Raw genomic sequence first — 25,749 nt, 5'->3', positions numbered from 1 at the left:
CACCTTCGTTGACTGTCACACCGATATCGCGAGCAAGCTCGCTCCCACAATTTGAACCAGAGTCGATCAGGCCGGTGTTACTCACCCCGCCAACTTCATCTGCCGCACCGGCAACTCCACCCGGAACGTCGTCCCCACACCCACTTCGCTGCTCACCGTGATCTCACCGTTGTGTTTCTTCACGATGCCGTAGGACAACGACAACCCAAGCCCCGTGCCTTGGCCGATGGGTTTGGTGGTGAAGAACGGGTCGAAGATTTTCTGCAGGGTTTCCGGTGGGATGCCCGAGCCGTTGTCGGCGACTTCGATCCAGACGTTGTCGCCTTCGACACCGTTGCGCAGGGTGATGGTGCCGCGTTCCGGGCCGATGGCCTGGGCGGCGTTGACGATCAGGTTCATGATCACCTGGTTGATCTGCGACGGCAGGCATTCGACTTCCGGTAGCGGGCTGTATTGCTTGACCACGTCGGCCTTGTACTTGATTTCGTTGGCGACGATGTTCAACGTCGAATCCATGCCCTGCTGCAAATTCGCCATCTGCCATTCCTGGCTGGAGTCGACCCGGGAGAAGTCCTTGAGGTCCTTGACGATCTGCCCGACGCGGGCGATGCCGTCCTTGGATTCCTTGATCAGGACCGGAATGTCTTCCACCAGGAAATCCAGTTCCACCTCCTGGCGCAGGCTCTTCAGGTTCATCACCAGTTCCGGCGAAGCGATGGCTTGCTCGGCGCTGCCGTAGGCCTGGAGCATTTCCTCGAGCTTGCTGAAATAACCACCCAAGGCGCCAAGGTTGGACGAAATGAAGCCGATCGGGTTATTGATTTCGTGGGCGACGCCAGCCGCCAGTTGACCCAGGGAGGCGAGTTTTTCCGACTGCACCAGTTGGGTCTCGAGCAGCTTGCGCTCGTCGATTTCCATCTGCAGCAATTCGCTGGCCTGCTTGAACGCCAGGGTGCGTTGTTCCACCAGGTCTTCGAGCTTGTTCATTTTCAAACGGGCGCGGGAGGTCATTTCCCATTTGGTGGTCAGGGTGTTGGCCATCTGCTGGACTTCGATGTTGTCGAAGGGCTTTTTCAATATCAGCAGCCGGTCGTGGCCGTTCAGGCGGTCGAGCAATTCGTCCCAGGAATAATCCGAGTACGCGGTGCAGACCACCACTTGCAGTTGCGGGTCGACCTTCCACAGCTCCTCGATGGTCTTGGCGCCGTCCCAGCCTTCGGGCATGCGCATGTCGACAAACGCCAGGGCATAAGGGCGCTCCTTTGCCAGGGCCTGCTGCAATTTGGCCAGGCCCTCCTGGCCGCCGTAGGCCGAATCCAGTTCGAACACCGTGGTGACGGCCTTTGGTGCTTCGCCGAACAGTGCGCTTTCCATGTCCTGCAGTTCGGCGTTGCTTTCCTCTTCTGGCGTCAGGATCTTTCGGAAGTCGTCATGGATGGCGGGCGTATCGTCGATCAAGAGGATGCGCCGGTTACTCATGCTGTTCATGGCTCACCTTCTGCGAGTTTCAGGGGCAGTTGCAGTACGAATGTCGCCCCGGTCCCGGGCCCCTCGCTGTGTACGGTGAGGTGGCCGTTCATTTCAATCGCCGCCAGTGCGCAACTGTGCAGGCCGAACCCGTGGCCGTCCTTACGGGTAGTAAAACCATGGGCGAAGATGCGCGTCATGTTTTCCGCCGGGATGCCTTCGCCTTCGTCCTTGACACTGATCTGCAGCTCTTCGTCTACGACCGTGGCCTTGAGGGTCATGTTCCGCGCATGGTTGGAAACCCCGGCCATGGCGTATTTGGCGTTGCTGATCAGGTTGATCAGGATCAGCAGCAAGCGGTGCTTGTCGCCCATGATCCGTGGCACCTCGCCGTACTCCTTGATCACCGTCACATGGTGGCGGGTCAGGGCGCCGGAGTTCATGCGCAGGGCATCTTCGAGCAGTTCGCTGACCACCAGCGGTTCCATCAAGGTGTTGGCGCCCGCGTAGGATTGCTGCGTGGAAACGATGTCCTTGATGTGATCGACGCTCTTGCTCAGTTGCGCCAGTTCGTCGGTCAGGCCTTGTTGCTCCACCGCGATGGCTTCCACCAATTGGTTGAGGTAGCCGGGCAGCAGTTTGCCTTTTTCGTCCTCGGTGAGGAAATGCCCCAGGTCGTGGCTGTGCTCGTTGATCAGGTTCATCGCCTTGCCCAGCCCCAGGGCCTTGCTGCTGCGCAGCTTGCGGCTGACCAGGTCGGCAGAGATATTCACGCTGTTGAGCACGTTGCCAACGTTGTGCAAGACGTTGGTGGCGATTTCCGCCATGCCGGCCTGGCGGGCGGTGTCCATCAGTTCGCTCTGGGTGTCCTTGAGCTGGCGGGTGCGTTCCTCGACCCGTTGTTCGAGTTCGTCGTTGGCGGTTTGCAGGGCAGTGTTGACCCGCTTGATTTCGCTGAAACTGCGCACCAGCCGGACGGCCAGCCAGATCAATATCAGCACCAGGAAGGTGGCGAACACCAGCAGCAGAATGTGGTTGCGCTGGTGCTTGGTGGCGGCGACCTCCTGGTCCTTTTCCAACAGGTTGGTGATGGTATCCAACCGGGGAGCGAGAGGGACTGCGTCGAAGTCGTGCATCAATTGATTGACCAACGGTTGCTCGCGAAGGATCAGCGCGATATGTCGGCGAAGAATATCGACGGAGCCGACGAGCCCCGCGGGCAGTCGCTCCTTGTTGATGTCCAGCTGGTTCAGGCCCATCAGGATTTCGGCAGCCTGGTCCTGGGTGGTGACCTGGGCGAACTCCAGCGTGCTGAGCAATAGGTCGTAGGTGTCGATGATGGCGCTTTGCAGTCGGAGCTTGTCTTCGTCAGACAGTTGGGCGAATTGCCGCTGGATGTCGTCCTCGGCGGTGGGCAGGAAGGCCAGGGAGTTGCGCAGCACCGCGTTGTGGGACTTGAACTGCTCCACCAGGCGGGTTTTTTCCTTGACTGCCTTGAGGTACTCATCGCGCTGGGTTGACCAGAGCGAGGGCGCGTGACGTCCCGTTTCCGACTCGATCGCATCCAGGCGCTGCCATAGGCGTGCCATTTCATTCAAGGGTGAAACCAGCGGATCGTAATTGCGGCTCAGGGCAACCCGGGACTTGAGCACTTCGTTATCCCAGATCGCATCCTGCTGTTTGAGCAGGCGGATCAGGTCCCTTGATTCAATGTGCGAGGCGGCCTGCTGGGCACCGGATTCGATGTACATAAACAGCAGGATCGAGGCCAGCAATACACCGATGAAGGCCAGGCCGAGGCGGCGGGAGAGGCTCATAGCGGCTTGCCCTCCCATTCACCCGTGAGGGTCTTGAGGAACTCGACGATCAGCTCCGTATCGTTTTTCAGGGGCTCGCGGCCCAACTGGTACTTGAACATGACCTCTACGGCACGCTCCAGGGTGGGCGCCGAGCCACTGTGGAAATACGGCGCGGTGCGTGCGACGTTGCGCAGGCTGGGTACCTTGAACACCTGGCGGTCGGCTTCGTCGCCCGTGACGTTGAAGCGCCCTTCGTCTGCCCGGGTGGGGGTGCCGCGGTCCGTGATGTAGTCGCCCATGACGCCGAACTTCTGGAACATGTTGCCGCCGATGTTCACGCCTTGATGACAAGCGATGCAGCCATATTCCTTGAAGCGCTGGTAACCGAATTTTTCCCGAGGCGTGAGGATGTCGGTGTTGCCCAGCAGGTATTGGTCAAAGCGCGAGTTGGGGGTCAGCAGGGTGCGCTCGTAGTCGGCGAGGGCGTTGCGGATATTCGGTTCATTGACCCCGTCGGGATACGCGTTGGAAAACGCCTTGGCATAGTCCGGATCATCGGCGATGCGCTTGACCACCGTTTCCCAGGTGCTGCCCATTTCCGTCGGGCTGATGACTACCATGTGCACCTGTTCTTCCAGGTTGTCGACGCGACCGTCCCAGAACTGATGGAAGTTCAGGCTGGCGTTGAACACGGTGGGCGTATTGACTTCCACCGGCTTGCCGTCGAAGCCCAGGGAAAACGCCTTGTCGTCGGCACCGCCCTTGTCCAGGCGATGGCAGCTGGCGCAGGACAGCGTGTTGTTGACCGACAGTCGTGGGTCATTGAACAGCCGCTGGCCCAACTGGACCCGCTTGGGGTCCAGGTTCGGGACGGCAGGCAGCGGCTTGAGCGGTTCGTCCAGTGGCTCGGCGTGAGCGGCCGTGCTCAATCCCACGAGCAGGCCGAGAGCCAGAATCAATCCGTGTGACGCCATGGGGTGCTTTCCTTGAAACTGGGTTTATGAACTCTGGCGCTTACGAAAACGGGTTCGGGCGTTGTTCCCATTCGGCCATCCATTGGCTGAACGCTTGCGGCTCCACGGCCTTGCTGAAGTAATAGCCCTGCACCTCTTCGCACTGGTGGATCTTCAGGAATTCCAGTTGGTCCCGGGTCTCTACGCCTTCGGCGATGATGTGCAGGTTCAGGCTCTTGCCCAGGCTGATGATGGTGCTCACCAGTTTGGCGTCGTTACTGTCGATGCTCAGGTCACCGACGAACGACTGGTCGATCTTCAGCACGTCCACCGGAAATTTCTGCAGGTAACTCAGGCTTGAATAACCGGTGCCGAAGTCATCGATCGCCAGCCGGATACCCAGGTGCTTGATGGCCTTGAGGGTGGCAACGGTGGCGTCGATGTTCTGCATGAGCACGCTTTCGGTGATCTCCAGTTCTAACTGTGTCGGGTCCAGGCCGGTTTCCTTGAGGGTACGGGCGATGCCGTCGACGAAACCGCGCTGGCGAAAATCGATGGCCGAGACGTTGACCGACAAGTACAGCGGCCGCATGCCCTCGGCCTGCCAGCGACACGCCTGCTGGCAGGCTTCCTGGAGCACCCATTGGCTCAGCGGCACGATCAGGCCGCTGTCCTCGGCCACCGGAATGAAATCCGACGGGTAGACGAGACCGTGGTCGGGCCGGTTCCAGCGCACCAGCGCCTCGACACCGACGACCTTGCCGCTCGCCAGGTCGAGCTTGGGCTGGTAATGCAGTACGAACTCCTTGCGCTGCAGGGCCAGGCGCAGGCCGGACTCGATGGTCTGCTGCTGCCGCGCCCGGCGGTTCATGTCCTCGGTGAAAAAACGGTAATCGTTGGGGCCGTTTTCCTTGACGTTGCGCATCGCCGTCTCGGCTTTCTTGATCAGCGCCACAGCGTCGAAGCCGTCGGCTGGATACACGCTGATGCCCAGGCTCGCCGTGACCGTCAGGTCGTGGCCATCGATGGGGTGCGGGGAGTTGATCGCCGCCAGCAGTTTTTCCGCCACGCCCTTGGTCATCTGCGGGTCGGTGATATCGCCCAGGATCACCACGAACTCGTCGGAACCGTAGCGAAACACCGAGTCGGACTCACGCACCACGGTTGCCAGCGTCCGCGCCACGCGCTTGAGCATTTCATCCCCCACCGGGTGCCCCAGCGCATTGTTGATGCGCTTGAAACGGTCGAGGCCGATGAACATCACCGCCAGTTGCCGATCATGGCGGCGGCATTGGGCCAGGGCCTGGGTCAGGCGATCACCGAGCAACATGCTGTTGGGCAGTTCGGTGAGCACGTCGTATTGCAGCAGGTGGGACACCTTGAGCAATTCCTGGACCCGCTCCTCGATGGTGCGCTCCAGGGTGCGCATCTTCCGGGCCGCGTCCTGGGCCAGTTGCCATTTCCAGGTCATGGCACTGGCCATCTGGCGGATTTCCAGGGTGTCGAACGGCTTCTTGAGGATCAACAACTGGTCGTCGAACTCGATGCGTTCGGACATGGTTTCCCATGAGTAGTCGGAAAACGCCGTGCACAGGGCGATCTGCAAGCGCGGATCGGCTTTCCACAGTTCTTCGATGGTTTGCAGGCCGTCCCAGCCGGGCGGCATGCGCATGTCGGCGAACACCAGCGCATAGGGCTGGCCTTCGGACTGGGCGCGTTTGACCAGTTCCAGCGCCTCCTCGCCCTGGTAGGCCGAGTCGATCTGGAACTGCAGTCGATTGACCTGGGGCGTGCCGAATAACAGGCTCTCGGTGTCGTCCAGCGAGTCGTCATTGCCGGCGCTGGGGCTGAGGATCTTGCGAAAGTCCTGGTGAATGGCGGGGGTGTCGTCCACCACGAGGATTCGCCGATTGGCGGGTACCGACATGGGGTTCATGGATTGCTCTCCGATAGCTGGCTGGCCGGCCGGGTCCAGTGATCCGCCACGGGAATGATGGTCCCGGCCTTGAGCAGTTCGGCGGCCTGGCCGCTGTCCACCACGGTGCTGAAATAGTGCCCTTGGGCCTGCATCGGCCCGCCGCTGGACATCAGTGTGGTGCGTTGCTCCTGGGTCTCGACGCCTTCGGCGATGATGCCGATGCCCACGTCCCGGGCGAAGTTGAGGATCGCGCGCAAGGTCGAGGCGTTTTCCGGGTCGTCACTGGCGCTGTCGAGAAACCGCTGGGCGAGCTTGAGATGGTTGACCCGGTACGTCTTCAGGTAATCGAACGACGAATACTCGGTGCCGAAATCATCGATGGCGACCTGCACGCCCAGTTCGCACAGGCGTGGCAACACGTCGTTGTGGGTCCATTTGGTCTGGGCCAGGGTCGCTTCGGTGACGTCGAAGCGCAGGTCCCAGGGCGCCAGCTCCCAGCGTGCGGTGGTGCGCAGTACGTCGTAGATCAGCTCGGGGCCGGTCTTGAGCTGGGTCAGGGACAGGTCGATGGCGATCACCGGCGGCGCCATGCCCTGGTCGCGCCATTGGCGCATCTGTTGGCAGGCCTGGTCGAGTACCCAGTGGCCGAGGCCGATGATGATCCCGGTTTTCTCGGCGGCGGGCATGAACGCCGCCGGTTCGAGCCAGCCGCGTTCGGGATGGTTCCAGCGCACCTGCACGCCCATGCCGAGGATCTTGCCGGTGCCAAGGTCGACTTCCGGCAGGTAGTGCAGTTGAAGCTCGTTATTCTCGATGGCCTGGCGCAGGTCATTGGCCAGGGCGACCCGGTCCGTCACTTCCTGGTTAATTTCCTCGTTGTGGAAGTGATACTGGTTGCGGCCCTTTTCCTTGGAGCGATAGAGGGCCATGTCGGATTGCGCCATCAGGCTGTCGGCACTCGGGCTCTGCGAGGTGTACAGGCTGATGCCGATGCTCACGGAAATGCGCACGTCATTGCCGTCCAGGGAATAGGGCGCCACCAGCGTGTCGCGGATCTTCGCCGCCAGCGCGGCGCAGTGGGTCGCTTCGTGGACGTCCAGTTGCAGGATGGCGAATTCGTCGCCGCCCAGGCGCGCGACCACATCGTTCTCCCGGGTGCAGCCCTTGATGCGCGCCGCAACTTCCTGCAACAGCAGGTCGCCGATCGGGTGCCCGAGGGTGTCGTTGATGCGCTTGAAGTGGTCCAGGTCCAGGTAGAACATCGCGAACGGCGCCGCGCCCCGGCGTGCGGCGGCGAAGGCCTGGTGCAGGCGCTCGATCATGGTGGCGCGGTTGGCCAGCCCGGTCAGGCCATCGGTGCGCGCCAGCAGGGCGATCTTCTCCTCGGCCAGCTTGCGCTCGGTGATGTCGAGGATAATGCCCTCGACTTCCAGCAGCAGGCCTTGCTCGTTGCGCACCGGAATGTAGCGGTTCTCGACCCAGCGGAACGTGCCGTCGCCGGTGCGCATGCGAAATTCGATGGAGGCGCCGGCGTTGTCGCGGTCCAGCACGCGGACCATGGCTTCGTCGACCTTGGCCTGGTCGTCGGGATGGATCAGGATTTGTGCCCAGTCCGGCGAGTCGATCAGTTGCGCCGCGACATGGCCGAACTTGGTGATGTTGTGGGAGATGTACATCAGTGGGAACGGCGGTTCGCCGCGCAGGCGATAAAGGATGGTCGGGCTGTTCTGCACGATGATGTTGGCGTCGGCCAGCTCCCGGGTGCGCTCCTCCACGGCCCGTTCGAGCATGTCCATTTTCAGCGCGGCGTCTTCGGTCATCTGCCATTTGACGGTCAGGGTGCTGGCCATCTGGCGGATTTCGATGGCATCGAAGGGTTTCTTCAGGATCAGCAGCCGGTCGCCCAAATCGAGGCGATCGGCGATGTCTTCCCAGGAATAATCCGAATAAGCCGTGCACAGCGCCACTTGCAGCTTGGGGTCGACGCGCCACAGCCGCTCGATGGTTTCGAGGCCGTCCCAACCTGGCGGCATGCGCATGTCGATAAAGGCCATGGCGAAGGGCTTGCCCTGGGCCAGGGCCGTTTCGACCTTGTTCAGGGCTTCCATGCCCTGGAACGCCGAGTCGAGGTCGAAACTCTGGCTGGAAACCGCCACCGGTGCGCCGAACAAGGCTTCTTCAGCGCTGCTCAGGTTGTCTTCAGGGGCTGCGTCGGGGCTGAGGATCTTTCGAAAATCCTCATGAATGGTTTGCGTGTCATCGACAATTAATATTCGCCGATTGGATCGTTCCGACGGCAGGCTCATGGCCGTGCACCGTCGAAATGCGGACTACAGAACCGTGGGAACATCGGATATCCCTTTCGCTAGCATGAGTATTCGGCCTGTACTTGGCCCTTCATGGGGTACAGCATAGTCGGCTCATCGGAAGCGCGAGGTGAGTGATGGCGAATTGTTTCTAAATTTTCGCAATCTACTAGCCTGTCTTTTGGGGCTAAGGTAGAACGGTTGTCGAATGACAGGAGGGGGTTCCAATGGAAGATCAATCGCCGGACGTTCCGGTAAGAAAGCCGACGGTATTGCTGGTAGATGATGAAGAATCGATCCTCAACAGCCTGCGTCGGCTGTTGCGCAGCCAGCCGTATGAAATCCTGCTGGCCGACAGCGGCGCCAAGGCGCTGGAGATTCTCAAGGAGCGGCCGGTCGATCTGGTGATGACCGACGCGCGCATGCCGAACATGGATGGCGCCACGCTGCTGGCGGAAATCCGCAAGCTTTATCCCTCGACTTTACGCATTCTGCTCACCGGTTACGCCGACGTGGACATGATGACCAAGGCGATCAACGAGGGGCAGCTCTATCGCTACCTCAGCAAACCCTGGAACGACGAGGAGCTGGTGCAGGCCCTGCGCCAGGCCCTGGCCCACCAGCATTCGGAAAGCGAGCGCCAGCGCCTCGAAGCCCTGAACCGCGAGCAGAACCAGCAACTCAAGACCCTCAACGCCACGCTGGAAAAACGCGTGGCGTCGCGCACTTCCGAGCTGCAGCAGACCGCCGACATGCTCGACCTGGCCTATGAAGAGCTCAAGCGCAGCTACGTGACCGGCACCGAGGTGTTCTCGCTGATCGCCAACCTGCGCCTGCCCAAGGCCAAGCAGACCAACCGGCAGATCATCGAACTGCTCCGGGTCTATAGCCGGCTCAACTTTCTCGACGAATCCACCGACCGCGACCTGACCATGGCCGGGGCGCTCTACAACATCGGCAAGCTGAGCTGGACCGACAACATGATGGTCACGCCTGCCGACATGCTGCACCACAGCGAACTGGAGCTGTACCGCGCCTATCCGAAGCAGAGCGAATCGCTGCTGATGACGCTCGACCCGATGAAGGACGCGGCGCGGATCATCCTTCATCACCAGGAGCGTTGGGACGGCAGCGGTTTCCCCGATCACCTGCGCGGCGAGGCCATTCCGTTCGGCTCGCGGCTGCTGAAGCTGGCGGTGGATTTCATCGAGTTGCAGCGCGGGTTGATCCTGGAACGGCAGATGAACAGCGACGAAGCGCTGGTCTACATCCGCAAATACGCCGGCAAGTTGTACGACCCGGACCTGGTCGAGGACTTCATCAAGGCGTGTGCCGAATACCTGGAAGACGTGACCCTGTCCGACCCGACGGTGAAGGTCGTGACCACCCGCGAGCTGGCGGCCGGCATGGTCCTGGCGCGCAACCTCAACGCCGACAACGGCATGCTGCTGCTCAACGCCGGCAAGGTCATGAGCGGCCCGCTGATCGAAAAGCTCATCGCTTTCGAAGCGATGGAAGGGGCGCGGTACAGCGTGTTCGTCAAGATTCCGGAAGAAGAGGCGGACCCTTCGGCGCCGAAGCCGATGTTGGGGTGATGAAAGTCTGACAGGCGATTCGGTTCCCCTGTGGGAGCGAGCTTGCTCGCGATAGCGGAGTATCAGTCAGATATTTTTCGACTGACACACCGCTATCGCGAGCAAGCTCGCTCCCACAGGGGAACTGTGTCGCATTGGAGATCGAGGCCAGGCTTTGCTCCCTCCGCCGCGATCTGTAATCTCCCCGGCATTTTCCGCCCGAGGTTCTGTAAAACATGACCACCCCCCTGATCCGCATCGCCGCCGCCCTGCTCATCGGCCCGGACGGCCGAACCCTGCTGGTGCGCAAGCGCGGAACCCTGGCCTTCATGCAGCCGGGTGGCAAGATCGAAGCCCATGAGCAACCGGTCCAGGCCCTGGCTCGGGAATTGGACGAAGAACTTGGGCTCAAGATCGATCCGGAGCAGGCCCGTCATCTGGGGCAGTTCAGTGCGCCGGCTGCCAATGAGCCGGGGTTCATCGTGCAGGCCGAAGTTTTTTTGCTGGACATCGACGCCCCGGTTTTTCCCGCCGCTGAGATCGAAGAAATCTGCTGGGTCGACACGATTGGCGACATTGATCTTTTCCTGGCGCCGTTGACAACCGAGGTGATCCTGCCGTTTTATCGTGCCACTTGCCTCGCGACCTGCTGATCCAAGACTCAAGGACTGATACCCATGATTCCATTGCCGGACCTGCTGATTTTCGCCGCCGCCGCGTTGTTGATGGTGCTCACGCCCGGCCCGAACATGATCTACCTGATTTCCCGTTCGATCTGCCAGGGCCGCAAGGCCGGCGTCACTTCTTTGCTAGGGGTGGTGGCGGGCTTCTTCGTGCACATGTTTGCCGCTGCGGCGGGGCTGACGGCGGTGTTCCTGGCGGTGCCCATGGCCTATGAAGTGTTGAAATGGGCGGGTGCGGTTTACTTGTTGTGGCTGGCCTGGCAAGCCGTGAAACCCGGCGCGCGTTCGCCGTTTCAGGCCCAGCAACTGCCGGCTGACTCGACCCGCAAGCTGATCACCATGGGTTTTCTCACCAGCGCCTTGAACCCGAAGATCGCGGTGTTCTACCTGTCGGTGTTCCCGCAGTTCATCAGCCCGGAACACGGTTCGCTGTTCACCCAGAGCATCATCCTCGGGCTGACGCAGATCAGCGTGAGCTTCAGCGTCAACCTGCTGATCGCACTGTTCGCCGCCGGGATTGCTTCGTGGTTCGTCCACAACCCGACCTGGCTGGCGGCGCAACGCTATTTCATGGGCTTTGTGCTGGGTGCGCTGGCCCTGCGACTGATGCTTGAGCAACGGCGTTCGGCGTGAGCATCCGACGGCTGAAGGCAGGTGATGCCGAGGGCTATCGCGAGTTGATGCTCCAGGCTTATGAATTTCATCCACAGGCCTTCACCTCCAGCGCCAGCGAACGAGCGGCGCTGCCCATCAATTGGTGGGAATCGCGCCTGACCAGCCGGCTCGAAGTGATCCTCGGCGCGTTCGTGGCGGATGAACTGGTCGGTATCGTCGGCCTGGCCCTGGAGCCCCGGCTGAAGGCCCGGCACAAGGCGACGTTGTTTGGCATGTACGTCGTCGAGCCCCATCGTCACACCGGGTTGGGTGAACGCCTGATGCAGGCCGCCCTCGACGAAGCCCGTCGCCATGCCTTCCTGCGCCTCGTGCAACTGACCGTCACCGCCGGCAACGAGCCGGCGATCAAGCTCTACCAACGCTGCGGTTTCGTGCTGTATGGCCTTGAGCCGATGGCGATCCGCGTGGCGGACGAATACCTCGACAAGGTCCATATGTGGCTTGAACTCTGATCTCACCGAAGATTTGAGTGATGGAGCTTTTTGTGGCGAGGGGATTTATCCCCGCTGGGCTGCGCAGCAGCCCTAACCCAGAGAACTCAATCTTCCTGACACACCGAATTGCCTGTTTTGAGGGCCGCTCCGCGCCCCAGCGGGGCGGTGCGACGTTTCGCTAAATCCCCTCGCCACAAAAGCCGTCTGTCAGCGCACCGCGCTGACACCGTCGAGGGTTGAAAACGACGTGTCCTTCGCCGTCAGCAAAAAATCGCGCATATACGGCGCATCCAGCATGTCGGTCCGCACCGCCGCGTAGAGCGTGGCGAACAAGCCTTTCTCCCCCAGCCGCTTGGCCTTCACGTAGCCCCGCGAGCTGTATTCATGCAGCGCCCAATGCGGCATGCCGCAGACGCCTCGGCCGCTGGCGACCAGTTGCATCATCATCACCGTCAGCTCGGAGGTGCGGACCTGGGCCGGTTCGATGTCGGCTGGTTCGAGGAACCGAGTGAAGATGTCCAGGCGATCGCGCTCCACCGGATACGTGATCAAGGTTTCGCTGATCAAGTCTTCGGGCACGATGTACGGCTTGCCTGCCAGCCGATGCTGGTTGGCAACGGCGAGCATCGCTTCGTAGGTGAACAGCGGCACGTAGGTGATGCCAGCAAGTTCCAGCGGGTCGGAGGTCACCACCAGGTCCAGGTCGCCACGGGCCAGGGCCGGCAGCGGGGCGAAGGCAAAGCCCGAGGCGAGATCGAGTTCGACTTCGGGCCAGGCATCGCGGAACTGGTCGATGGTCGGCATCAGCCACTGGAAGCAGCTATGGCATTCGATGGCCATGTGTAGGCGTCCGGCGGTGCCGCCCGCCAGCCGTGCAATGTCCCGTTCGGCGCTGCGCAGCAGCGGCAGGGTGGCGTCGGCCAGTTGCAGCAGGCGCAGGCCGGCGCTGGTGAAACGGACCGGTTTGGTCTTGCGCACGAACAACTGCATGCCCAGGCGCTCTTCCAATTCCTTGAATTGGTGGGACAGCGCGGATTGGGTCAGGTGCAAGCGTTCGGCGGCTTCCACCAGGCTGTCGGCTTCGCGCAGGGCATGCAGCGTCTTCAGATGACGGAGTTCAAGCACCGGGGTTTCTCCATGAATAAAACTTGTGATCAACACGAAAAGGTTGAGTTTGTCTCATGTGGGGCTGACTGTCGACAATGGCGCCATCTTTTACAGAAGGACATTCACCATGGCCCTGGCCCATACCCTCGGTTTTCCCCGCATCGGCGCCGACCGCGAATTGAAGAAAGCCCTCGAAGCCTATTGGAAAGGCGACCTGGCCCCGACCGCTTTGCAAGGCGTTGGGCGTGAACTGCGGGCCAGGCATTGGCAATTGCAGAAAGACGCCGGCATCGACCTGCTGCCGGTGGGCGATTTCGCCTGGTACGACCAGGTGCTCAGTCACAGCTTGACGCTGGGCGCCGTCCCGCCACGTTTCCACGGCACCTTGGATGATCAGGGCAAGCCGACGCTCGACACCTTGTTCGCCATGGCCCGTGGCGCCACGACCCGTTGCTGCGGCGCCGGTCACGGTCAGGCGCAGTACGCCCAGGAGCTGACCAAGTGGTTCGATACCAACTATCACTACCTGGTCCCGGAGTTTTCCGCCGACCAGACCTTCGCCCTGAGCTGGGAGCAGCTGTTCGACGAAGTCGACGAAGCCCACGCCCTCGGGCATCGGGTCAAACCGGTGATCATCGGCCCGCTGACGTACTTGTGGCTGGGCAAGGCCAAGGGCGGCGACTTCGACAAGCTCGACCTGCTGGAGCGCCTGCTGCCGGTCTACGGTGAGATCCTCAATCGCCTCAAGGCCCAAGGCGTGGAGTGGGTGCAGATCGATGAGCCGATTCTTACCCTTGACCTGCCACTGGCCTGGAAAAGCGCCTTCGAGCGCGCTTATCACATCCTCCAGTACTCGCCGCTGACAAAACTGGTGGCGACCTATTTCAGTGGCCTGGAAGACAACCTCGGCCTGGCGGTGAGCCTGCCGGTGGACGGCTTGCACATCGACGCGGTGCGCGCCCCGGAACAATTGGGGCAAGTGCTGGACCGCCTGCCGACCTACAAGATTCTCTCGGTGGGCCTGGTCAACGGTCGCAACGTCTGGCGTTGTGAGTTGGAGCAGGCGCTGGCGCAGTTGCGACCGGCCCAGGAACGCTTCGGCGATAACCTGTGGGTCAGCACGTCCTGCTCGCTGCTGCACAGCCCGGTGGATCTGGAGCGCGAAGACAAACTCGATCCCGAACTCAAGAGCTGGCTGGCGTTCGCCGTGCAGAAGTGCGGCGAAGTCGCGGTGTTGCGCGATGCGCTGAACGATCCGCAGGCGCCTGGCGTACAGCAGGCGTTGATCCACGGCCGAGCAGTACAGGCCCGCCGCGCGGCCTCGGCGCGTATCCATAAACCCCACGTCCAGGAGCGTCTGGCGGCGATCGGTCCACAGGACAGCCAGCGACGTTCATCGTACGCCAAGCGCATCGAGCAACAGCGCGCGCGGCTCAAGCTGCCGGCGTTTCCCACTACTTCCATTGGCTCCTTCCCGCAGACCCCGGCGATTCGTCTGGCGCGCCAGGCCTACAAGCAAGGCACGCTGTCGGCCAACGATTACCAGGACGCGATGCACACCGAGATCCGCCACGCGGTGCAGATCCAGGAACGCCTGGGCCTGGACGTGCTGGTGCACGGTGAAGCCGAGCGCAACGACATGGTCGAATACTTCGCCGAGCAACTGGACGGCTACGCTTTCACCCGTTTTGGCTGGGTACAGAGCTACGGCTCGCGGTGTGTGAAACCGGCGATCATCTTTGGTGACATCAGCCGGCCCGAGGCGATGACGGTCGATTGGATTCGCTACGCGCAAGGTCTCACCGACAAACCCATGAAAGGCATGCTCACCGGCCCCGTGACCATGTTGATGTGGTCGTTCCCCCGGGAGGACGTGTCACGCAAGACCCAGGCCCGACAGTTGGCCCTGGCCTTGCGCGACGAGGTGCTGGACCTGGAAAAAGCCGGGATCGCTATTGTGCAAATCGACGAAGCGGCCTTTCGCGAAGGCTTGCCGCTGCGGCGCGGGCAATGGCAGGAATACCTCGATTGGGCCGTGGAAGCGTTCCGCCTGAGCGCCTCGGGCGTGAGCGATGAAACCCAGATTCACACCCACATGTGCTACAGCGAATTCAACGACGTGATCAAGGCCATCGCCGACATGGACGCCGATGTCATCACCGTCGAAACCTCGCGTTCGGACATGGAACTGCTCGATGCATTCGAAGCGTTCGACTACCCCAACGACATCGGCCCGGGCGTCTACGACATCCACTCGCCACGGGTGCCGGACACCGCCGAGATGGTGGCGCTGATGCGCAAGGCCGTGCAGCGCATCCCCGCCGAACGGTTGTGGGTCAACCCCGATTGCGGGCTGAAGACCCGGGCGTGGCCGGAGACGGAAGCGGCGCTGGTGAACATGGTGGCGGCAGCGCGGCAGTTGCGGGGGCAGGTTGCCTGAACCACCACCGCCCCCGTGGCGAGGGAGCTTGCTCCCGCTGGGTTGCGCAGCAACCCCAGAACATCTCCCCGCCACCACGGTGCGTCAGACAAACCCAAAGGGCTGCTACGCAGCCCAGCGGGAGCAAGCTCCCTCGCCACGGGTGATCATGGCTTCAGATAACCACTCGGCAATCTTCATCAAACTGTCACGCAACTGTGGCAGCGCGCTTGAACAAACTTCATCAGACTCGCGCTCTACTGGGGTTCTGCGTTTTGGTGTTTCTTCATGCGTGTATTCATTTTCCTGGCCGCGTTGTTGTGCGGCTTGCCGTCGTTGGCGGCTTCTCGTTGTGATGTCAATGTCGCGACCCAACGGGTCGACCTGGACCAGGTAAGCCTGGCGTACCAGAGCATCGGGCGTGCCTCCGACCCGGCGCTGTTGTTGGTGATGGGCTTGGGCGGGCAGTTGATCCACTGGCCGGACGAAGTGGTGGTCGCGCTATGCGAACAAGGTTTCCGGGTGATCCGCTATGACAACCGCGACGTCGGCCTGTCCGCCTGGCGCCAGGCGCCAGGCAGCGCCAACCTCACGTTCGAGGCCCTGCGCTACAAACTCGGCCTGCCCGTGGCGGCGCCTTATTCACTGACGGACATGGCCGCCGATGGCCTGGGCTTGATGGACGCTCTGCACGTGCAAAGCTTCCATGTATTGGGCGTCAGCATGGGCGGCATGATCGCCCAGCACATGGCCGCAATGGCGCCCGGGCGTGTCGAGAGCCTGACGCTGATCATGACCACTTCAGGCGCGCAAGGCTTGCCGGCGCCCAGTGAAACCCTGGTGCAATTGTTATCGCGGCGCAGCGCATCGAATCGCGAGGTGGCGCTGGAGCAGCAGGCCGACTTGCTCGCTGCGCTGGGCAGCCCGATGGTGGTGGATGATCGGCAGGTCCTGCTGCACCAGGCGGCGGTCGCCTACGACCGGGCCTTCAACCCCGAGGGTGTGAAGCGCCAGATCATGGCGATCATGGCCGAGCCGAGCCGGGTGGCGCTGCTGAACCAACTGCAGGTGCCGACCCTGGTCGTCCACGGCACTGCCGATCCGTTGTTGCCGGTGATGCATGGCGTGCACCTCGCGGCGCATATCCGCGGCAGCCAGTTGAAGCTGATCCCGGGCCTGGCCCATCGCTTTCAGGAAGCCTTCAAGGAACCGTTGCTGGGGGCGGTGTTGCCGTATCTGCAGCAGCATCGCGAAGACACCTCGCACTGGGCGCAGATCGAGCCGGCGCAGGCGCCGAATCTGCTCTAACTGACACGGGGGTGCTTTTGTGGCGAGGGGATTTATCCCCGCTGGACTGCGCAGCAGGCCCAAAAGTTTTAGGGTCGCTTCGCAACCCAGCGGGGATAAATCCCCTCGCCACAGGGTCGTGGCAACGCTGCTATCGTGTTTGGGCCTGCTCCACCAACCACCCCATCAGTTCCTGCAACGGCCCCGACACCTCGGGTTTGCGCGGGTACACCAGGTGATAACCCAACCCCGTCCTGACCTTCAAATCGAACGGCATCACCAGCCGGCCGGCGCTGAGGTCTTCGCCGATCAGCGACCAGTCGCCAATCGCCACGCCCGTGCCTTGGGAGGCCATGGACATCGCCAGGTCCAGGGTTTCGAAATGCTGGCCCTTGCTGACGTTGCTCAGGTGCACGTCGGCCGCCGCCAGCCAGGCATTCCAGTCGCGCTCGTCGGCGGTGGGGTGCAGGAGCAAATGTTGTTGCAGATCGATGGGTGAATCCAAGGGGACCGGACCTTCCAGCAAGGGGCGCGAGCACACCGGTGTCAGCTGTTCATCGAACAAGTGCAGACAGTCAAGCGAGGCGTCGGGCGGCGGGCCGTAGACCACCGCCGCGTCGAACGCCTCACGCTGGAAATCCACGCCGTGGCGGACCGTGGTGGTCAGTTCCACCGGCACGTCCGGGCGCTCCTTCTGCCATTGCAACAGGCGCGGCAGCAGCCAGCGCATCACACAGGTCGGGGCCTTGAGCTGGAGGGTCTGGCGCTTCTCGCCGATCTGCTCGACCGCTTCGCCGATCAGGCTGAACACTTGCTGCACCCGGGGCAGCCACGCCTGGCCCTCGGCGGTCAGGCTCAAGCCGCGTGCCTGGCGCTGGAACAGCGCATACCCCAGATGATCCTCCAGCCCGGCGATCTGCCGGCTCACCGCGCCCTGGGTGATGTGCAGTTGTTCAGCGGCGCGGGTGAAGTTGCAGCACTGGGCCGTGATCAGAAACGTGTGCAGCGTCGGCAGCGGAGGGAGTCGTTTCATTTGGGATCCAAGCCATGACGTGAGGACATGGCTAGTATGACTTTTTATCCATTGTTGCCGCTACGGCCTGACCGTTCCAATAACGCCATTCCCTCAGAACAAAAGGGGCCCGCCAGGTGACGTGCGGGGCTCTTTTGAAGACAAGAAAAAGGCAATGGCAATGGCGACGTGCGGCGAAGTATTGGTCAAGTTACTCGAAGGCTATGGCGTGGAGCAGGTGTTCGGCATCCCAGGCGTGCACACCGTCGAGTTGTACCGCGGGCTGGCCCGCTCGAGCATCCGCCATGTGACGCCGCGCCATGAGCAGGGCGCCGGTTTCATGGCCGACGGTTACGCCCGGGTCAGCGGCAAGCCGGGCGTGTGCTTCATCATCACCGGTCCTGGCATGACCAACATCACCACCGCCATGGGCCAGGCCTACGCCGATTCGATCCCCATGCTGGTGATCTCCAGCGTGCAGTCGCGCAGTCAACTGGGTGGCGGGCGCGGCAAGCTGCACGAGCTGCCGAACCAGGGCGCGCTGGTGGGCGGCGTGGCGGCGTTTTCCCATACGCTTATGTCGGCTGCCGAATTGCCGGCCGTGCTGGCCCGGGCCTTTGCGTTGTTCCAGGCCGGGCGGCCGCGACCGGTGCACATCGAGATACCGTTGGATGTGCTCGTGGAGGAGGCCGATGGCTTGCTCACCAGCACGCCGGTGAATATCAGCCGTGCCGGGGCCGCGCCCAGTGCCGTTGAGCAAATGGCAACCCTGCTGGCGACGGCGCGGCGGCCGTTGGTACTTGCCGGCGGCGGTGCGCTGGACGCCGGGGTCGAGTTGACTGAACTGGTTGAACGCCTCGGCGCTCCCGTGGCGTTGACCATCAATGCCAAGGGCCTGCTGCCGTCTCGCCATCCGTTGCTGATCGGCTCGACCCAGAGCCTGGTCGCCACCCGCGCGCTGGTGGCCGAAGCCGACGTGGTGCTGGCGATCGGCACCGAGCTGGCCGAGACTGATTACGACGTCACTTTCGCCGGTGGCTTCGAGATTCCCGGCGCGTTGTTGCGCATCGACATCGACCCCGACCAGACCGTGCGCAACTACCCGCCAAAACTGGCGCTGGTGGCCGACGCCCGCAGTGCCGCCCAGGCATTGCTCGATGCATTGAACCGTCGCGTGCACGGCGCGGGCGACAACAATTGGGGCGCGGTTCGTGTCGAGCGGCTGCGGGTTGAACTCGATCAGCAATGGGACGTCCCGACCCGCGCCCAGACGCTGTTCCTCGAGACGATTCTGCGGGCATTGCCCGAAGCGGTTTTCGTCGGCGATTCCACCCAGCCGGTCTACACCGGCAACCTCACCTTCAATCCCGAACGCCCGCGCCGCTGGTTCAACTCGTCCACGGGCTACGGCACCCTCGGCTACGCGTTGCCGGCGGCGATCGGCGCCTGGCTTGGCGGTGTCGACAACGGTCATGGTCGCCCGCCCGTGGTGTGCCTGATCGGCGACGGCGGCTTGCAGTTCACCCTGCCGGAACTGGCCAGCGCGGTGGAAGCGCGCACGCCAGTGATCGTGCTGCTGTGGAATAACCAAGGCTACGAAGAGATCAAGAAATACATGGTCAACCGCGCCATCGAGCCGGTGGGCGTGGACATCTACACGCCGGATTTCATTGGTGTCGCCAAGGCCTTGGGCTGCGTTGCCGAAGCCGTCGATGGCGTGGCGCAACTGCATACCGCTTTACTCGCCGCTTGCGACCGGCAGGGTCCGACGTTGATTGAAATCGACCAGGCAAACTGGATGGCACAGGTGGCGAAATGAATTTCCCTACGACGCAAGACGGGCTGTACATCAATGGCGAATGGTTGGCGGGCGATCAACCGTTGCGAGTGATCAACCCGGCGACCGAGGCACTGCTGACCACGGTGTATGGCGGCGACGAGCATGCCGTTGATCAAGCCTTGGCGGCCGCTACCCAGGCGTTTGGCCCATGGTCAAGCACCTCGGGTGCCGAGCGTGGCGCGTTGCTGCGCCGTATCGCTGCCGGCGTGCGGGATGCTCGTGAGCGGCTGATGCATGTGCAATCGAGCAACAACGGCAAGCCGCTTTTCGAAGCAGCGATCGATGTCGACGATGTGGTCGCGACCTTCGAGTATTACGCCGGGTTGGCCGAAGAACTGGACGTCCGCCAGGACAGCCCATTGGCGTTGCCCAGCGACGATTTCAGCGCACGCATCCGCCGCGAACCTTGCGGGGTGGTCGGCTTGATCGTGCCGTGGAATTTCCCGATGGTCACCACCGCCTGGAAACTCGCCCCGGCCTTGGCCGCCGGTTGCTGTGTGGTGCTCAAGCCTTCGGAAGTCACGCCGCTGCCGGAGCTGGAACTGGCCTCGATCATCGCCGGATGCGGCTTGCCCGATGGCGTATTCAACCTGGTCTGTGGCACGGGCCTGGCCGTTGGTGCGCCGCTGGCGTCAGACCCGCGGGTGGCGAAGATTTCCTTCACCGGCAGCAACGCGGTGGGCGTGCAAGTGATGCAACGGGCGGCGGAAACGGTGAAGGGCGTGAGCCTGGAACTGGGGGGCAAATCGTCCTTGCTGGTACTGGCCGACGCCGACCTCGACCTGGCGGTGGAGCTGGCCTGCGGCGGTGGTTTCTTCAATGCCGGGCAGATGTGTTCGGCCACCACTCGGGTGTTGGTGGCGGATGAGCTGGCCGATGAATTCCTGCAACGGCTCAAGTCGCGCGCCGAGGCGATTCGCGTAGCCGATCCGTTTGACCCGGACGTGGAAATGGGCGCGCTGGTCAACCAGGCGCAATACCAGCGGGTGCTGGGACACATCGACCGCGGCTTGAGCGCTGGGGCGACGCTGGTGTGCGGTGGTCAGCGACCTGCGCATCTGTCGCGCGGCTTTTTTTTACAGCCGACTCTCTTCACCAACGTGCCCCTGGACAGTGCGTTGTGGTGTGAAGAGATTTTCGGACCGGTGCTGTGTGTACGCAGTTTCAGCTCCCAAGCGGAGGCGATTGCCCTGGCCAACGACAGTCGTTTCGGCCTGGTCGCCAGTGTGGTCAGTCGCGATGCCGAGGCGGCCGGGAAGGTCGCCGATGCCTTGCAGGCCGGGCTGGTGTGGATCAACGCACCGCAAGTGATTTTTCCCCAGGCCGCTTGGGGCGGCTACAAGCAGAGCAGTCTTGGCCGTGAATTAGGCCCTTGGGGACTGGCGGCGTTCCAGGAAATCAAGCACGTGATCCGGGCCGTCTGACGGCCCGTTATTCGGTCACGCATGCCTCGAAAAAAGGCATGCGCCACGGACATGGCTTCAATGAGTTTTTTTCGATAGTCAGGGATTTTGCACAACCTCAGGATGGCCGCAGACAGCGGCGAAGCCCTCGCAGTACGGGGCTTTGGTCGTCGTTGGACGGTGCGGGCGCAACAGGTTTTACCCACCTCATACTTAGAAGAACAAAGGGAGTCCTCCATGGGCGAGCATGATCTGAACAGACGTCAATTCATCAAGACCGCGAGTGTGGTGTCGGTCGCGGCGGCCGCCATGAGCGTGCCTTTTATCAGCGCCCGGGCCAGCGACACGCGGTTTGTCGGCAAGACCCTGCGCCTGTTGACCTGGTCCGATGACACCGGGTTGGCCGCACTGCGCAATATCGCCGCGACGTTCGAGGCCAAGACCGGGGCCAAGGTCATCGCTGATCGAACCGGCAGCACGTCGGAAATGGTCGCCAAGCTCAAGGCCGGTGGCGACCGCCCGCAGTACGACATCATCACGCTCGCGGGCGTCGGCGCCGAAGGCCTGGCCGCCGCCGGGTTGCTGGAAAAACCTGATCTTAATCGCATTCCCAACCTGGTCGATGTGCCGGCGCAATACCGCACGGGCGCGGGCGGGCATGGCATCGGTTATCTGTTGTGGTGCAACAGCCTGGTCTACAGCACTCGCACCTTGAAACAGGCGCCGGACAGCTACGCCGCGCTTTGGGATGGGGAGTTGGCGCCGAATATCTTCCTGCCGCCGCCGAACTGGACCGAGGCCATGGACCTGATCATCATCGCCGCGAAACTGGCCGGCGGTGACGAACACAACATCGAACCTGGGTTCAAGAAGCTCGCCGAGCTCAAGGATCGGGTGATGACCCTGGGGGAAAACCCCAACCAGATCGCCGAACTGTTCCGCACCGGTTCCCTGGACATGGGCGGGTTGTACGCGCCGGCGTTCTTCCCCAAGCAGATCCGCGATCCGGCCTATGGCCTTGGCGCGACGTTCGGCATGAAGGAAGGTTTCTACACCGACCTGATGCTCTCGGTCATGCCGAAAAATCGCCCAGGCGATACCGACCTGGCCTACGCCTTCATCGACCACTCCCTCGACCCGCTGGTGCAGGGCAAGATGGCCGAGGACATCTTCAACGGCCCGGTCAACGCCAAGGCCATCATCTCTGCCGAAGCGCGCAAGAGCCCGTACATCCTCACGCCCGAGCAAATCGCCGACAAGGCAATCATGCACGACAACGCCTTCCTGGCGACGGTGCATGACCAGTGGATCCGCCGGTACACGGAAATCTTCTCTTCCTGAATTTCCCTGGTGTGGGAGCGAGCTTGCTCGCGATAGCGGTGGTTCAGTTGCTGGAGACGTTGACGGTGCTGACGTCTTCGCGAGCAGGCTCGCTCCCACAGGGAATAGGGGGTGTATGCCGGATTTGTGAGCAACCGAAATCCAGTGTGGGAGCGAGCTTGCTCGCGAAAGCGGAGGGTCAGTTGACGAGGATGTTGGCTGTGCCGCCGTCATCGCGAGCAAGCTCGCTCCCACAGGGAGTCGGGGGTGTATGCCGGATTTGTGAGCAACCGAAATCCAGTGTGGGAGCGGGCTTGCTCGCGAAAGCGGAGGGTCAGTTGACGAGGATGTTGGCTGTGCCGCCGTCATCGCGAGCAAGCTCGCTCCCACAGGGAATCGGGGGGGTATGCCGGATTTGTGAGCAACCGAAATCCAGTGTGGGAGCGGGCTTGCTCGCGAAAGCGGAGGGTCAGTTGATGGGGATGTTGGCTGTGCCGCTATCTTCGCGAGCAAGCTCGCTCCCACAAGGAACTGGGTATTTGAAGATTTTTTGTTCTGTCGTTTTCCACTGACGAGACCTTGCCATGGAACACCAACCGTTGATCCATCCGCTAAGCGCCGCGCCGGCGCGTTCTCGGCGCGGTCTTTCGCCGACTGCGCGCGCGTGGTTCTTTCTTTCGCCGTCGATGCTGTTTCTCGGTGTGCTGATCGCTGCCAGCCTGTTGGTGCTGCGCATGAGCGTCGGCACCAAGGGCGCGGAATGGAGCGGCTTCAGCCTCGCCAGCTACGGGCAGTTGCTGGAGCCTTATTACCTCAAGTCCCTGCTGCTGACCTTGCGACTGGCGCTTATCAGCGCGGTGATCGCCGTGCTGCTGGCGATTCCCGTGGCCTACACCATGTCGCGCCTGGCCTCGCCGTTGTTGCGACGGGTGTTCCTGGCGGCGGTGCTGTTGCCGTTGCTGGTCAACCTGTTGCTGCAAAGCTATGGCTGGCTGGTCATCCTCGGACCTGCCGGCATGCTCAACCAGGCGCTGATGGGCCTGGGCTTGATCAAGCGGCCGATCATGTTGCTTTACAACCAGAACGGTGTGCTGATGGGCCTGGTCCAGACCGCATTTCCGCTGGCCGTTTTGCCCATCGCCAGTGCCATGCGCGGTGTGGCCCGCAGTTACGAAGAGGCCGCCGCCACCCTCGGCGCCAGCCGTTTCCAGGTATTCCGCCAAGTGGTGCTGCCGATGAGCCTGCCGGGAATCATTACCGGCGCGACATTGGTGTTTGCCTACAACGCCAGCAGCTTTGTCGTGCCGCTGTTGCTGGGTGGTCGACGGGTGCCGATGCTGGCGGTGATGGTCCACGATCAGATTGCTCCGCTGATGAACTGGCCCGCCGCTTCTGCCGCCGGTGTGGTGTTGATCGTCACCACGCTGCTGATCATGACCCTTTCCGAGTATTTCACTGGCCGTCGTCGGCGGATGCTGGAGGCTTCGCAATGAGCGTAACGAGTAAAAAACGCCAGGCGTTGTTGCCCGGTGAAACCGGACGCGTGGCGGGGCTGCTGTCAGGTTTCATCCTGCTGCTGGCGGTGCTGCCGATCCTGACCATGATCGTCATGTCCTTCAGCGGGGCGGCGAACCTGGACTTTCCACCGAGCAGCTACAGCCTGCAATGGTATCGGGCGGCCTGGCACACCTTCGTCTCGCCGGACGCCAGCGATGTGCTGAGCCTGGGCCAGGCCATGGGCACCAGCCTGTTGGTGGCCTGCCTGACGATGATCTTCGCCACGCTGATCGCCGTGCCGGCGGCCTACGCCCTGACCCGTTGCGAGTTCCGTGGCAAGGCCGTGGCGCTGCAGCTGATGTCGCTGCCGCTGGTGTTTCCCATGGTGGTGCTCGGGTTGGCGTTGCTGCTGGTGTTCGACAGCCTGCCGTTCCAGATGACCACCTCGCGGCTGGTGATTGCCCACGTGATCCTCGCCCTGCCGTTCGTGGTGAAGAACTGCACCGCCGCCATGCTCGGCATCGGCAGCGAAGTCGAAGAGGCCGCCCGTATGCTCGGGGCAACACCGCGACGAGCGATCGTCGACGTGGTGGTGCCGTTGATGAAGTCGGGGATTCTCGCCGGGATGCTGCTGGCGTTCATCGTCTCGTTCAACGAATTCACCGTGACCTATTTCCTCTACACCATCGATGTCATGACCGTGCCGATCTGGATGTACAGCCGCACCGTGTCGTCGCTGGACCCCACCGTTTTTTCGTTTGCCGTGCTCATCGTGCTGATCGACTTCGTGCTGATCTGGGCGTTGGAGAAACTGGTGGGCGAGGGCGGCGTTTCCTTTTGATTTCGAGGTGAAGACATGACTGGACTGATACTGGAAAATGTCGAGAAGCACTACGGCTCGGCCTGCGCGGTCAGGGACGTGAACCTGCATCTGCCCGAGGGCAAGCTGGTGTGTTTCCTCGGGCCTTCGGGCTGCGGCAAGACCACATTGCTGCGCATGATCGCCGGCCTGGAAAGCCTCAGCGGCGGCGAAATCCGCCTGGACGGCGAAGACATCGGCCACACCCCGGCGCACCTGCGCAACTTCGGCATGGTGTTCCAGTCGCTGGCGCTGTTCCCGCACATGACCGTCGGCGAGAACATTGCCTATCCGCTGAAACTGCGAGGCGTGGGCAAGGCCGAGCAACAGGCGCGGGTGGTGGAGTTGCTGGAGCTGATCCAGCTCCAGGCAATGATCGACCGGCCGGTGGCGAAACTCTCCGGCGGCCAGCGCCAACGCGTGGCGATTGCCCGGGCCATCGCCGCCCGCCCGAAAATCCTGTTGCTGGACGAACCGCTGTCGGCCCTGGACGCCAAGTTGCGCGAGTCGATGCAAGTGGAAATCCGTCAACTGCAACAGCGCCTGAACATCACCACCATCCTGGTGACCCATGACCAGCGCGAAGCCATGACCATGGCCGACATCGTCGTGGTGTTGGGCGAACATCGCGTGCAGCAGGTCGGCACGCCGATCGAGATCTACCGGCACCCGGCCAATGAATTCGTCGCTGATTTCATCGGTTCCGGCAATATCTTTCCCGCGACTTCCCTGGGCAACGGGCTGGTCGGGCTGCCGGGCGGGGACACGCTGGAAGTACCGGCCAGCCTTGGCGTCAATCCAGGGGAAAGGATCAAGTTGCTGGTGCGTCCCGAAGACGTGCAGCTGTCATCGCCCCAGGCCTCGGCGGGTAACCGCTTGCTCGGAAAAGTGCTGTTCGTGCGGGACATCGGCGCGACGATCGAGACCACGGTGGAATGTTCCGGCGTCTCGTTCACGGCGCTGAACACGCCGTGCCAGGGCATGGACCTGGGCATTGGGCAGCCGGTGTCGGTGACCGTGCCGGCGCAGGCGTGTCGGTTGCTGGGGACCTGAGCTCATCGTCCTGAGAGATGAGTTGTCTTGACTGGCGCTTTCGCGGGCAAGCCCGCTCCCACAGGAGATCTTCAGCGAACACAAATTCTCTATTCACAACCGATCAACTGTGGGAGCGAGCTTGCTCCGGGCGGCGATCCGAC

The 25,749-nt window shown here is 62.3% G+C and carries 19 protein-coding genes; 12 read left to right on the top strand and 7 right to left on the bottom strand.

Annotation, left to right across the window (positions count from 1 at the left end):
* Positions 1–81: 81 nt before the first annotated feature.
* From Q7C33_RS01630 to Q7C33_RS01610, 5 genes are read right to left on the bottom strand one after another with little or no spacing between them, the layout of a single operon-like run.
* Positions 82–1,488, bottom strand: a complete 1,407-nt coding sequence (locus tag Q7C33_RS01630; RefSeq protein WP_030138528.1) for an ATP-binding protein — start codon at positions 1,486–1,488, stop codon at positions 82–84.
* Positions 1,485–3,284, bottom strand: coding sequence for a DAHL domain-containing protein (locus tag Q7C33_RS01625; RefSeq protein WP_407682722.1), 1,800 nt, complete (start codon positions 3,282–3,284; stop codon positions 1,485–1,487). The genes Q7C33_RS01630 and Q7C33_RS01625 overlap by 4 nt, the downstream gene beginning before the upstream one ends.
* Positions 3,281–4,240, bottom strand: a complete 960-nt coding sequence (locus Q7C33_RS01620; RefSeq protein ID WP_198796552.1) for a cytochrome-c peroxidase — start codon at positions 4,238–4,240, stop codon at positions 3,281–3,283. Before Q7C33_RS01620 ends, Q7C33_RS01625 begins: the two co-directional genes overlap by 4 nt.
* A 40-nt stretch (positions 4,241–4,280) precedes the next feature.
* Positions 4,281–6,155 carry an EAL domain-containing protein gene (locus Q7C33_RS01615; RefSeq protein WP_407682721.1) on the bottom strand — a complete coding sequence of 625 codons (1,875 nt, stop codon included), beginning with the start codon at positions 6,153–6,155 and terminating at the stop codon, positions 4,281–4,283.
* Complete coding sequence (locus Q7C33_RS01610) at positions 6,152–8,443, bottom strand: EAL domain-containing protein (protein WP_407682720.1); 2,292 nt, start codon at positions 8,441–8,443, stop codon at positions 6,152–6,154. Before Q7C33_RS01610 ends, Q7C33_RS01615 begins: the two co-directional genes overlap by 4 nt.
* Positions 8,444–8,670: 227 nt before the next feature.
* Here Q7C33_RS01610 and Q7C33_RS01605 point away from each other — a divergent pair, with 227 nt between their 5' ends.
* The 4 genes from Q7C33_RS01605 (at position 8,671) to Q7C33_RS01590 (ending at position 11,827) form a co-directional block, all read left to right on the top strand.
* Positions 8,671–10,038, top strand: coding sequence for an HD domain-containing phosphohydrolase (locus Q7C33_RS01605; RefSeq protein ID WP_249875964.1), 1,368 nt, complete (start codon positions 8,671–8,673; stop codon positions 10,036–10,038).
* Positions 10,039–10,253: 215 nt separating this feature from the next.
* On the top strand, positions 10,254–10,670 hold the full coding sequence (locus Q7C33_RS01600) for an NUDIX hydrolase (protein WP_030138427.1): 417 nt from the start codon (positions 10,254–10,256) through the stop codon (positions 10,668–10,670).
* A gap of 24 nt (positions 10,671–10,694) precedes the next feature.
* On the top strand, positions 10,695–11,333 hold the full coding sequence (locus tag Q7C33_RS01595) for a LysE family translocator (protein WP_030138428.1): 639 nt from the start codon (positions 10,695–10,697) through the stop codon (positions 11,331–11,333).
* The gene (locus Q7C33_RS01590) at positions 11,330–11,827 is read left to right on the top strand and encodes a GNAT family N-acetyltransferase (protein WP_407682719.1); all 498 of its coding nucleotides are present in this window, start codon (positions 11,330–11,332) and stop codon (positions 11,825–11,827) included. Before Q7C33_RS01595 ends, Q7C33_RS01590 begins: the two co-directional genes overlap by 4 nt.
* Before the next feature lie 189 nt (positions 11,828–12,016).
* Here Q7C33_RS01590 and metR read toward each other — a convergent pair whose 3' ends face one another.
* Complete coding sequence (gene metR, locus Q7C33_RS01585) at positions 12,017–12,934, bottom strand: transcriptional regulator MetR (RefSeq protein ID WP_030138430.1); 918 nt, start codon at positions 12,932–12,934, stop codon at positions 12,017–12,019.
* A gap of 109 nt (positions 12,935–13,043) precedes the next feature.
* On the opposite strand from metR, the gene metE reads away from it, so the two are divergent.
* Together metE and Q7C33_RS01575 are read left to right on the top strand one after the other, a co-directional pair.
* Positions 13,044–15,356: a 5-methyltetrahydropteroyltriglutamate--homocysteine S-methyltransferase gene (metE, locus tag Q7C33_RS01580; RefSeq protein ID WP_407682718.1), complete on the top strand. Its 2,313-nt coding sequence runs from the start codon at positions 13,044–13,046 to the stop codon at positions 15,354–15,356.
* Positions 15,357–15,623: 267 nt separating this feature from the next.
* The gene (locus tag Q7C33_RS01575) at positions 15,624–16,643 is read left to right on the top strand and encodes an alpha/beta fold hydrolase (protein WP_407682717.1); all 1,020 of its coding nucleotides are present in this window, start codon (positions 15,624–15,626) and stop codon (positions 16,641–16,643) included.
* 130 nt (positions 16,644–16,773) lie between these two features.
* Here Q7C33_RS01575 and Q7C33_RS01570 read toward each other — a convergent pair whose 3' ends face one another.
* Positions 16,774–17,655, bottom strand: a complete 882-nt coding sequence (locus tag Q7C33_RS01570; RefSeq protein WP_258649165.1) for a LysR substrate-binding domain-containing protein — start codon at positions 17,653–17,655, stop codon at positions 16,774–16,776.
* 160 nt (positions 17,656–17,815) lie between these two features.
* On the opposite strand from Q7C33_RS01570, the gene Q7C33_RS01565 reads away from it, so the two are divergent.
* From Q7C33_RS01565 to Q7C33_RS01540, 6 genes are all read left to right on the top strand, one after another.
* Entirely contained in the window at positions 17,816–19,453 is a 1,638-nt protein-coding gene (locus Q7C33_RS01565; RefSeq protein WP_407682849.1) for a 5-guanidino-2-oxopentanoate decarboxylase, read from the top strand.
* The gene (locus Q7C33_RS01560) at positions 19,450–20,898 is read left to right on the top strand and encodes an aldehyde dehydrogenase family protein (protein WP_217861345.1); all 1,449 of its coding nucleotides are present in this window, start codon (positions 19,450–19,452) and stop codon (positions 20,896–20,898) included. Before Q7C33_RS01565 ends, Q7C33_RS01560 begins: the two co-directional genes overlap by 4 nt.
* A 216-nt stretch (positions 20,899–21,114) precedes the next feature.
* The gene (locus Q7C33_RS01555) at positions 21,115–22,218 is read left to right on the top strand and encodes an extracellular solute-binding protein (RefSeq protein ID WP_030138436.1); all 1,104 of its coding nucleotides are present in this window, start codon (positions 21,115–21,117) and stop codon (positions 22,216–22,218) included.
* A 563-nt stretch (positions 22,219–22,781) separates the two neighbouring features.
* Entirely contained in the window at positions 22,782–23,690 is a 909-nt protein-coding gene (locus Q7C33_RS01550; RefSeq protein WP_030138437.1) for an ABC transporter permease, read from the top strand.
* Positions 23,687–24,535, top strand: a complete 849-nt coding sequence (locus Q7C33_RS01545) for an ABC transporter permease (RefSeq protein WP_030138438.1) — start codon at positions 23,687–23,689, stop codon at positions 24,533–24,535. The genes Q7C33_RS01550 and Q7C33_RS01545 overlap by 4 nt, the downstream gene beginning before the upstream one ends.
* A 15-nt stretch (positions 24,536–24,550) precedes the next feature.
* Positions 24,551–25,606 carry an ABC transporter ATP-binding protein gene (locus Q7C33_RS01540; RefSeq protein WP_407682716.1) on the top strand — a complete coding sequence of 352 codons (1,056 nt, stop codon included), beginning with the start codon at positions 24,551–24,553 and terminating at the stop codon, positions 25,604–25,606.
* The last annotated feature ends 143 nt before the right edge of the window (positions 25,607–25,749 follow it).

This window comes from Pseudomonas sp. BP11-1-1, from assembly GCF_052112105.1.
GTDB classification, from domain to species: Bacteria; Pseudomonadota; Gammaproteobacteria; order Pseudomonadales; family Pseudomonadaceae; genus Aquipseudomonas; species Aquipseudomonas alvandae.
Note: the sequence above shows the minus strand (reverse complement) of the source record. Positions and strands in the feature narration are given on the sequence as shown.

Excerpts from the sequence above, each read along its gene's own strand:
- Q7C33_RS01630 (WP_030138528.1), bottom strand. The coding sequence starts at position 1,488 with ATGAACAGCATGAGTAACCGGCGCATCCTCTTGATCGACGATACGCCC.
- Q7C33_RS01625 (WP_407682722.1), bottom strand. The coding sequence starts at position 3,284 with ATGAGCCTCTCCCGCCGCCTCGGCCTGGCCTTCATCGGTGTATTGCTG.
- Q7C33_RS01620 (WP_198796552.1), bottom strand. The coding sequence starts at position 4,240 with ATGGCGTCACACGGATTGATTCTGGCTCTCGGCCTGCTCGTGGGATTG.
- Q7C33_RS01615 (WP_407682721.1), bottom strand. The coding sequence starts at position 6,155 with ATGAACCCCATGTCGGTACCCGCCAATCGGCGAATCCTCGTGGTGGAC.
- Q7C33_RS01610 (WP_407682720.1), bottom strand. The coding sequence starts at position 8,443 with ATGAGCCTGCCGTCGGAACGATCCAATCGGCGAATATTAATTGTCGAT.
- Q7C33_RS01605 (WP_249875964.1), top strand. The coding sequence starts at position 8,671 with ATGGAAGATCAATCGCCGGACGTTCCGGTAAGAAAGCCGACGGTATTG.
- Q7C33_RS01600 (WP_030138427.1), top strand. The coding sequence starts at position 10,254 with ATGACCACCCCCCTGATCCGCATCGCCGCCGCCCTGCTCATCGGCCCG.
- Q7C33_RS01595 (WP_030138428.1), top strand. The coding sequence starts at position 10,695 with ATGATTCCATTGCCGGACCTGCTGATTTTCGCCGCCGCCGCGTTGTTG.
- metE (WP_407682718.1), top strand. The coding sequence starts at position 13,044 with ATGGCCCTGGCCCATACCCTCGGTTTTCCCCGCATCGGCGCCGACCGC.
- Q7C33_RS01575 (WP_407682717.1), top strand. The coding sequence starts at position 15,624 with ATGCGTGTATTCATTTTCCTGGCCGCGTTGTTGTGCGGCTTGCCGTCG.
- Q7C33_RS01570 (WP_258649165.1), bottom strand. The coding sequence starts at position 17,655 with ATGAAACGACTCCCTCCGCTGCCGACGCTGCACACGTTTCTGATCACG.
- Q7C33_RS01565 (WP_407682849.1), top strand. The coding sequence starts at position 17,816 with ATGGCGACGTGCGGCGAAGTATTGGTCAAGTTACTCGAAGGCTATGGC.
- Q7C33_RS01560 (WP_217861345.1), top strand. The coding sequence starts at position 19,450 with ATGAATTTCCCTACGACGCAAGACGGGCTGTACATCAATGGCGAATGG.
- Q7C33_RS01555 (WP_030138436.1), top strand. The coding sequence starts at position 21,115 with ATGGGCGAGCATGATCTGAACAGACGTCAATTCATCAAGACCGCGAGT.
- Q7C33_RS01550 (WP_030138437.1), top strand. The coding sequence starts at position 22,782 with ATGGAACACCAACCGTTGATCCATCCGCTAAGCGCCGCGCCGGCGCGT.
- Q7C33_RS01545 (WP_030138438.1), top strand. The coding sequence starts at position 23,687 with ATGAGCGTAACGAGTAAAAAACGCCAGGCGTTGTTGCCCGGTGAAACC.
- Q7C33_RS01540 (WP_407682716.1), top strand. The coding sequence starts at position 24,551 with ATGACTGGACTGATACTGGAAAATGTCGAGAAGCACTACGGCTCGGCC.